This window comes from Mesorhizobium sp. M7D.F.Ca.US.004.01.2.1, assembly GCF_003997785.1.
Lineage (GTDB): Bacteria > Pseudomonadota > Alphaproteobacteria > Rhizobiales > Rhizobiaceae > Mesorhizobium > Mesorhizobium loti.
Map to the genome: position 1 here is coordinate 1 of NZ_RZRQ01000254.1, position 8,408 is coordinate 8,408.

Sequence of the window (8,408 nt, forward strand, 5' to 3'; positions counted from 1 at the left end):
GACGAATATCTGGTGCTGCTCAAGCGGCTGTGGTCCAACGACCGGCCCTTCGACCATGAAGGCGCGTTCTACAGCATCAAGGGCGGCTACGTGCCGCGCAAGGGTCCGCACGGCGCCGACCTGATCATCCGTATGGGCGGGCAATCCGGAACGGCGCTCAAGGTCGCCGGCCGGCATGCCGATGTCTTCGAACTGGTGCCAGGCTCGATCGACGAGGTTCGGCAGCTGATGGAGCGGGTGCGCGGTGCCGCTGCCGAGCACGGTCGGGCGGGCAAACTGCGCTTTGCGCTTCCGGTCAGGATTCACCAGGGCGCTTCCGCCACGGGCCACAAGGCGGTCGACCTTTCCGGGCCACCGGCACAGGCCGCCCTGTCGCTGCTTGCCTATACCGCGCTCGGGATCGATGAATTCATGATTGTCGGCGTCGACACGCCGCGCGAGATCGCCACGGTCGGCCGGGAAACGATCGCCCTGCTGCGCAACTCCCTGGCGCGTCGCGAGACCGACGCATTCCAGCCCGGGGCGTATGCGTCTCGCGCGGGTCTGGAGACGCGCGCAATGGGCTGAGATCCTTCAGCCTTTTGTTGCTTCAGGCCTGTCGCCAAGTCGCGACAGGCCTTCGATGACGGCGGCTGAATCCGTCAGCGCGCCGAAGACGCCGTCTTCGACCGTCACCATGTGAAGTGCTGCCTCGTGCGCTTGTCTGTCGCCGCTGGCGCAGGCGTCCGAGATCGTCAGGCATTGGAAATTCCGGTCGCAGGCTTCCCGCAACGTGGTGTGGACGCAGACATCCGTGGTGCATCCGGAAAACATGAGATGCGTGATGCCTTGCGCGCGCAGGACAAGCTCGAAGTCCGTATAGGTGAAGGCGCTGTTGCAGGTCTTGTCGACGATGATGTCCTGCGGCGCGACGTCGATCTCCGGAACGATCTGGAATCCCGGGCCCGAGCGCAGCAGGATTTCGGTGCCTTCGAGCCCGGAGCGCTTGCGGCGCCATTTTTCGTAAGGCGTCATGTCGGCCATGTCAGCCCGATAGCCCTGCCTGGTGTGGATGATGCTGACGCCGGCCTTGCGGGCGGCTGATATCAGCCGGCTCACGGTCGGCAGGATCGCCCTGAGCGGCGAGGGGTCGTAGCCTTGCTTGGCGAAGTAGCCCGTCGTCGACAGGAAATCCTGCTGCAGGTCGATGACGATCAGCGCAGTGTTTTCGGCAACCAGCCTGCCGTCATAGGGGAAGTCGAAAGGCGTCGCCTTGATCATCCGGGGTTTTCTCCTCACCGATTGTGCGGTCTATCCTGAACGGCGAAGTTGCAGCCGTCCACCCGGGCAGCAATCCTAACACCAAGAGGCAGGACGAGGGGCGTCGTGCCGGCGACGACAGTTCGCCGTGCAAACCCTCACGGTTACGTCGCGCCGATTTGTTGACCGTTGCAGTCATCTTAAATGTTGACTAGTAAGGTCATGTTTCATAGTCAACCGGGCATCGCCTGCCGAAAGCCGAAATCTGGAAATGCGGGTGGCCGCACTGGAGAAAAGCCATGACCGTGGCTGGAATTGATGCCCAGACTGCCTTCCATATCGACGCGGTGCGCTTCGCCGTCGGCGAGCGGACGCTGCTCGGTCCGGTTTCGCTCGAACTGCAGCGCTCGCGCGTCTACGGGCTGATCGGCCACAATGGTTCGGGCAAGTCGACGCTGATCAAGCTGATGGCGCGCCAGCAGCCGGCAAGCTCAGGCGCCATCACCTTCGCCAGGCGGCCACTATTGCAGTGGGGCGCCCGCGAGCTTGCCCGCGCGCTTGCCTATCTGCCGCAGACGACGCCGGCGGCGACCGGTCTCACCGTGCGCGAACTGGCGACGCTCGGACGCTATCCCTGGCATGGCGCGCTTGGCCGCTTCCGCGCGGAAGACAGGCAGCATGTCGACGAGGCGCTGGCCTTGACCGACATGGACGGTTTTGCCGACCGGCTGGTGGACGAATTGTCGGGCGGCGAACGCCAGCGCGCGTGGCTGGCCATGCTGGTGGCACAGAACGCCGGCGTCATGCTGCTCGATGAGCCGATCTCGGCGCTCGACATCGCCCACCAGGTCGAGGTGCTCGGGCTGGTCAAGGATCTCAGCCGCAAGCGCGACCTCTGCGTCGTCGTCGTGCTGCACGATCCCAACATGGCGGCGCGCTACTGCGACGAGCTGATCGCGCTGAAGGACGGCAAGCTGCTGACGCGCGGCACGCCCGGCGAGATCATGCGCAGCGATGTGCTGAAAGGCATCTTCGGCGTGGAGATGGGCGTGTTCGCGCACCCCGTCACCGGCCAGCCCGTCGGCTATGTGCAGTGACGAGATTTGATGCGGTGGTGGGAAATGGAAAGCGGCCGGCCGCTGAGAGAACAAGGAAGAAGCTGTTGTCGAGAAGTGGTTTGTTGGCGGCGTTGGTCGCATCCGTCATCCTGTCGGTCGGTAGCGCGACCGCCCAGCAGCAACCGGCTGGTTCCGCCCCCGTGATCGAGGCGACCACCACGCCGGCTGCACCGGCACCCGCAGCACCGGCAGTCGTCCCCCCAGCCATGATGGCGCCTGTGCAGCCGGCCAGCCAGCCGAACGCGACCGTACCGGCCGAGGCCGGGCCTTCGACGGCGCTGGAGCTGGCCCTGCCGCATGATCTGTCGCCGTGGGGCATGTTCATGGCGGCCGATATCATCGTCAAGGCGGTGATGATCGGGCTGGCCTTTGCCTCCCTTGTCACCTGGACGATATGGCTGGCCAAATCGCTGGAGATTCTTGGTGGCAAGCTGCGTATCCAGCGCGCAGTGCGGGCGATCGGCGAGGCCGCCACGTTGAAGCAGGCGAGCCGCGCCCTCGACCGCAGCGGCGGCCCCGGCGCGCTTCTGGTGCGGGCGGCCGAGGAGGAGACCGCACTTTCTGCAGGTGCGCTCGATCATGTCTCGGGAGACGGGCTGAAGGAGCGGGTCACGTCGCGCCTGTCGCGCATCGAGGCGGCGGCGTCGAGGCGCATGTCGCGCGGCACCGGCGTGCTGGCGACGATCGGCTCGACCGCGCCCTTTGTCGGCCTCTTCGGCACCGTCTGGGGCATCATGAACGCCTTCATCGGCATCTCGCAGGCGCAGACCACCAATCTCGCCGTGGTCGCGCCGGGCATCGCCGAAGCGCTGCTAGCCACCGCGATGGGCCTTGTCGCGGCAATACCGGCCGTCGTCATCTACAACGTCTTTGCCCGCTCGATAGCCGGCTACCGGCAGATCCTCGCCGATGCCTCGGCGGGCGTCGAACGGCTGGTCAGCCGCGACCTCGACTTCCGCACCGTCGCGCCGCCGACGGCGCTGGCGGCGGAGTAGCGCCATGGCAAGCAGAATCCGACAGACCATGGACGACGATCTCGAGGAAAGCCACGAGATCAACGTCACCCCCTTCATCGATGTCATCTTGGTGCTGCTGATCATCTTCATGGTCGCGGCGCCGCTGGCGACGGTGGATGTCAATGTCGACCTGCCGGGCTCGACCGCAACGCCCGCGCCACGGCCCGAAACGCCGCTGTTCCTGACGCTGAAGGACGATCTGTCGCTGGCGATCGGCAACGACAGCGTGCCGCGCCCGGCGTTCGCCGCGACGCTGGACAGCAGGACAAAAGGCGACAAGCAGACGCGCATCTTCCTGCGTGCCGACAAGGCGGTCGCCTATGGCGACCTGATGGAGGCGATGAACCTGCTGCGCGGTGCCGGCTATCTGAAGATCGCGTTGGTCGGCCTGGAGGCGGCGCCGGCAACTACTGGTGCAGCGGCGCCATGATGCAAGCGACCGCCTTGCCCTCGGTCCAGTTGTCGCGCTTCGGCTGGCGCGACCTTGGCTTGTGGGCCGGTGCGGCCGCGCTGGTCCTCGGAGCTCATGTCGCGGTCGCCTATGCCGTGCAAAACTTCACGATGGTCACCGAAGCAGACGGCGGTCTGCCACCGGCCCAGGTGATCGAGATGGCGCCGATGGTGGTGATGCCGGCGGTGGAAGAGCAGATTGCCGCGCTGGACGCGGTTACGCCAGATCAGACCGAGCCGACACCGACTCCCGAGCCTACGCACGAAGAGCCGGTCGAGAAGGCGGAGCCGGTTGTCGAACAGCCGCAAGCCGTTCCGCCCGACGAGGCCGAATTCACCCGAACCGAAATGGCTGAACAGGTCGACCAGCCGCCGCCGGATGAGGTCGTCCCGGATATTGTCGAGGCTGTCGCCCCCGAGGTCGTCATTCCCTTGCCGCAGCCGAAACCGGTCGAAGTGGTCAAGGACAAGAAACCGGTCGAGGCCAAGGCGAAAAAGCCTGTCGAGAAGCCCAAGCCGCGGCCGAAGAAGGAGAAGGCGGCGCCGCCGAAGACGGTAGCCGCCGCCAGCGCCGATGCACGGCCTGCGGCCAGGACTGCCGCGCCGGAGTCGGCACAATCCGCGTCGCGATCCGGCGACTCCAGCAAATGGGACTCCCGCTTGGGCGCCTGGATCAAGCGGCACACGCGCTATCCCCGTTCGGCCAAGGCTCGAGGCGTGGAAGGCAGGCCGTATGTCGCCTTCACGGTCGACTCGTCCGGCCGGGTCCTGTCTGCCAGGCTCTCTCGTTCCTCCGGAGATGCGGATTTGGACCGTGCGGCACTCGCCGTGCTGCAAGGCGCCTCAGTGCCGGCACCGCCGCCGGAACTCGGCTCGCGCCTGAGCCGAACAGCACCGTTCGTGTTCAGCCTGCGCAATTAGAGACTAGAGCAGACCCGGATCCATCAATAGCTGAGCGACAGGCACAGGGCTTCGACCTGCTCCAGATAGAAGCGACATTTCGTGCGCAGAAGCCTGAGGCTCGGGTCGTCGGCGCCGTTGATCTCGATGGTCTGCATCATGAAGTCGAAATGGGCATGAAAGGCGTCCACCGCGCCCCAGAGACTGTCGACCTGGCAGCTATCGGCAATTGCCATCGAGACGAGTTGGCGAGCCTCGACCCGCGCGGCGTCAGGCGATGGCGGTTGCCTGGTGATCAAGGCGTCGAGCCGGCTGAAAATGCTTTCCCTGGCGTCGACGCTTCTGATGTTCGCAATCATGTTCATGTGCAGATCCCCCTTGGCAATTCCAGGCGCGCAACGGTTTCCCGCGGGCAGGATGCGATCAAGGCCGGGATGGCGGCCGCATCGGTCGGTCGGCCCCTGATGATGTTAGCGACCTCGGCATCGGCCTGTTCGAACCAGTAGACCATGTCGGCGCGGTTCAGATCCGTGGCGGCTTTTTTCAGCAGTGGCATCAGGTTTTGCAACGCGCATAGCGTCCCCCAGCGGTTTGGCCGGGAGGTCGAGCCGGCCACCGCGCATGCGGCTGACGATTGCATGTCGCTATGCTCTCCGCGGCTGGGCAGCACGATTGTCCTTTGCCTGCACCTTGGGGTGCAGCGGGTTGCCGCTGAGCTGCGCATGCCTGGCCGGCCGTGCGCCGCGAAGAACGTCGAAGGCTTCTGCATAGGCCATGCCCAGCAGATAGGAGATCATGGGAAAACGGCTTGCTTCGGCCATCTGCACGAGCTCATTGGTCATCGACGAAATGTATTGAAGACTATCGATTTCCGACTGACGTAGGGAATGATTTGCCACGTGCTGCTCCTGTCTGTGGTTGAACCTAGGGAACGCGTTACAGAAAATAATAAGCCGACTAATTGATAGATTGGCCCGCCGAAGACGGGCATGATTCCGGGGCCGAGAGGGTCAAGGCATAGATGGGCGCGTCGGTGAGGCGATCGAGGCCGAGCAGGCGCTTGATCGCCAAATGACTGAGCGCCGCCGTCGGGCATGCCGACAGGCCATGATTGGTCGCCGCCAGCATGATGTTCTGGCCGATATGGCCAGCCTCGATCAGCACGACACGATAGGCGTTGGCGTCCTCGTATTTCCACATCGTGCGATCGAGCTTCGCGCAAAGCAGGATAAGGCACGGCATGGTATCAGCCCATTCCTGTCCACCGACCAGTTCGGAGATCTTGGGCAGATGGTTTGCGGAAATCCTGCCAAGGTCGTGATCGGCGGCACAATAGTGGTAGACGCCGGGCTCGAGACCGTCGACGCCGAGCGCGACCACATAGGCCTCATAGGGATTCCTCGCGCCGCCGGAAGGGGTCATGCCAAGCGGCAGGGCGCCAACGCAGTTGGCGGTCTCGCCGGTGATGCCGAGCCCTGCGAACAGGCAATCGGAAAGCTGTTTGGCCGTGATGGTGGGCTGAGCCGCCGTGCGGTTGGTGCGGCGGCGCGCCATCAGGGCGAGAAGTTCATTGTCTTCCAATGCGTTCGGCAGCTGAATGGCGCCAGCGGAATTCTTCAGCACCAGGTCCGGTTGCGGCGTGTGGCCGGCGCGTTCGATCTGCCGTTCTTCCGCTTGCTCGATGGTCATGTATGCGCTGTCCTGGACGCAGAAATGCATCAGCGCGGTCGGAAGGCCCCAGCTCCATTGTCCGGAAAACTGCTCCTCCTGCTCGGCGAGCGGCGATCCGGCGGTCACCAGGGCGGAAAAATCGAGCAACTGGGGAACAACAGCCTTCAGCTCGGACTTCGACCACCCATGGGCGCGGGCGATATCCGCCGTCGACGCCCATTTGTCCCACGATGCAAGAAGACCGACCATCTCCGGGCTGCATTCAAACACGCTTCTGGTCAGGAAGTTGCATGCCGTGATCTTGTTAGGCCCGGGGTAGAAAACAAGCGTTTTTGAAGAGCGCATTTTCATGATGCTGAATGCCATGTGCGGAGCCGAGGCGCCGACAAGCGAACCGCTCGCCGGCGCAGAACGGCTTCAGCGCTTGTTGTAGTGCATGCCCTGCGAAAAGAAGACGGTCTGCGTGCCGGCGGCAGTCGTCAGCTTCGGAGCGGTGTTCACTTTCTTGGCCATTTTCATCCCTTCCTTGATCCCATCGGGATCCGTTGAAAGACCCCCCAAAACGGGATCCACGGCAAGAAAGGTAAGGTCGGAAGAGTTAATGGTATGTTAAAATTGTAGTAAATCCACGTACCAAAGACGGGCTGATGAATTATCTTTCCTGTCACTAAAGTGTAAAATATCGATTTTATTCAGATACAGAGTAGACAATCGTTGGCATACGCTTTTTCGGTATATGCTTATTCTTATTTAGCGTAAGCCACGGCGATCGACGGCATTAGCCCAGCCCGTCCCGGGTTAGGCTGACCACCAGTAGGTCGACGCTTGGATCGTCGAGCCTGATGACGTGTGCCATGCTGATGGCGTCCCTGGGGCGGATGTTGGCCATGTCGCGCCGCATGATGACGGACACGAAGGCCGGCCCGGCCTCCGTCAGAAGCATAGCCTTGCCTATCAGCACCGGTTCGGAGATCGGTGCCCATTGCACGGAGATCAGCGACGGCTCGCCGGTCTGGCGACGATTGATGCCGCTGAAATAGATCCAGTTCAGGCGCGAGATCGCCACCCCATAGTGGTTGCCGCGCGCCCGCGCCCATGTCGATCCCCGGCGTTCCGACCATCCGGTAACCCTTCTGAAGGTGACCAGCTCGGCTTCGCGACGCACGAAGGTTACCGATCGCATCAAGAGGTCGGGCCGGGAGGGAATCGAAAAATAGGTGAAATAGGTGCCTCCCGCGATCGATGGGCTGGGCGGACGGATCATCTGGTTGAACAAGCTCTCCGAAACCGGCGGCAGGCCCCGGACCCTGGGTTCGGGGACGTCGGGATCCTGGTACAACTCGGCCTCGTCGATCCGGAAGTAGTCGCAGATCAGCTTGGCGGTGGCCTTGTTGGGAACCGTCTGTCCTTGCAGATAGCGTTCGAACTGCGTGCGGTTGATGCCCAGCTCACGGCATACCGCGCTGACGGAAGCATGGTCCTTGCAGAGCCGTCTAAGGTTTGCAGCGAGATTCTCGCGAATTGACACGTCTTTGCTTCCGCAGGCGGATTTTTCATTTCGACTCGAAAGCCATATAGCGTCTTCGGTCGCCCCCGCCGAAACGCCCTTGTCACAACGCACAGAAAAACTGATTTGGTAACGTCAATCTAATGGGGCAGTTTCCAAAAAGAACGGAAACAATCCGTGAGCAGCTTCCGCCATAAGTCCAATTGACAACAGTTTTGTCAGATATTGCGAGATGGACGCGCAGTAGTGCGGCCCTCGAAAGCGCCTTGGCACAACAAATACCGCCCGCAGGAGCCAGGACGAGCCCCGTGCGGTGCATTCGGCGCGGAGAGTGGAGAACTGATTATTCCGCTGGTGGAGCTGAGGAGGATCGAACTCCTGACCTCGTCATTGCGAACGACGCGCTCTCCCAGCTGAGCTACAGCCCCGTCCAGCGGATGGGCGCATTTATCGGGCGTCGTGGTTTTCTGTCAAGGCGGCGTTTTGCCGAAATCCGCTGCCGTCGCG

At 63.0% G+C, this 8,408-nt stretch carries 11 protein-coding genes and 1 tRNA gene; 5 read left to right on the forward strand and 7 right to left on the reverse strand.

The window, feature by feature from the left end:
- The coding region (locus tag EN993_RS26270) for an LLM class flavin-dependent oxidoreductase (RefSeq protein WP_127265218.1) at positions 1 to 567 on the forward strand (567 nt) is incomplete at its 5' end.
- A 6-nt stretch (positions 568 to 573) separates the two neighbouring features.
- On the opposite strand, the gene EN993_RS26275 is transcribed toward EN993_RS26270, so the two are convergent.
- The gene (locus EN993_RS26275) at positions 574 to 1,260 is read right to left on the reverse strand and encodes an isochorismatase family cysteine hydrolase (RefSeq protein ID WP_126066832.1); all 687 of its coding nucleotides are present in this window, start codon (positions 1,258 to 1,260) and stop codon (positions 574 to 576) included.
- 278 nt (positions 1,261 to 1,538) lie between these two features.
- Between EN993_RS26275 and EN993_RS26280 the strand changes: the two genes are divergently transcribed.
- The 4 genes from EN993_RS26280 to EN993_RS26295 all read left to right on the forward strand — a co-directional run bounded on the left by EN993_RS26280 (position 1,539) and on the right by EN993_RS26295 (position 4,744).
- Complete coding sequence (locus EN993_RS26280; protein WP_109664172.1) at positions 1,539 to 2,336, forward strand: ATP-binding cassette domain-containing protein; 798 nt, start codon at positions 1,539 to 1,541, stop codon at positions 2,334 to 2,336.
- A gap of 65 nt (positions 2,337 to 2,401) precedes the next feature.
- The gene (gene exbB / locus EN993_RS26285; protein WP_109665377.1) at positions 2,402 to 3,352 is read left to right on the forward strand and encodes a tonB-system energizer ExbB; all 951 of its coding nucleotides are present in this window, start codon (positions 2,402 to 2,404) and stop codon (positions 3,350 to 3,352) included.
- 4 nt (positions 3,353 to 3,356) lie between these two features.
- A complete protein-coding gene (gene exbD / locus EN993_RS26290; RefSeq protein WP_109664176.1) occupies positions 3,357 to 3,803 on the forward strand; it encodes a TonB system transport protein ExbD in 447 nt (148 codons plus the stop codon).
- Positions 3,800 to 4,744, forward strand: coding sequence for an energy transducer TonB (locus EN993_RS26295; protein WP_127265219.1), 945 nt, complete (start codon positions 3,800 to 3,802; stop codon positions 4,742 to 4,744). The genes exbD and EN993_RS26295 overlap by 4 nt, the downstream gene beginning before the upstream one ends.
- 23 nt (positions 4,745 to 4,767) lie before the next feature.
- Here EN993_RS26295 and EN993_RS26300 read toward each other — a convergent pair whose 3' ends face one another.
- The 6 genes from EN993_RS26300 to EN993_RS26330 form a co-directional block, all read right to left on the reverse strand.
- A complete protein-coding gene (locus EN993_RS26300; RefSeq protein WP_109664185.1) occupies positions 4,768 to 5,088 on the reverse strand; it encodes a hypothetical protein in 321 nt (106 codons plus the stop codon).
- Positions 5,085 to 5,279, reverse strand: a complete 195-nt coding sequence (locus tag EN993_RS26305) for a hypothetical protein (protein WP_164757816.1) — start codon at positions 5,277 to 5,279, stop codon at positions 5,085 to 5,087. Before EN993_RS26305 ends, EN993_RS26300 begins: the two co-directional genes overlap by 4 nt.
- Before the next feature lie 88 nt (positions 5,280 to 5,367).
- Positions 5,368 to 5,622 (reverse strand): hypothetical protein, encoded by a 255-nt coding sequence (locus tag EN993_RS26310; RefSeq protein ID WP_109664195.1) that lies wholly within the window; start codon positions 5,620 to 5,622, stop codon positions 5,368 to 5,370.
- A 58-nt stretch (positions 5,623 to 5,680) separates the two neighbouring features.
- Entirely contained in the window at positions 5,681 to 6,643 is a 963-nt protein-coding gene (locus EN993_RS26315) for a SagB/ThcOx family dehydrogenase (protein ID WP_245468969.1), read from the reverse strand.
- Between the two features lie 529 nt (positions 6,644 to 7,172).
- Positions 7,173 to 7,922, reverse strand: a complete 750-nt coding sequence (locus tag EN993_RS26325; RefSeq protein WP_127265221.1) for a helix-turn-helix transcriptional regulator — start codon at positions 7,920 to 7,922, stop codon at positions 7,173 to 7,175.
- A gap of 331 nt (positions 7,923 to 8,253) precedes the next feature.
- Positions 8,254 to 8,329: transfer RNA gene (locus EN993_RS26330), tRNA-Ala, on the reverse strand.
- Positions 8,330 to 8,408: the final 79 nt, after the last annotated feature.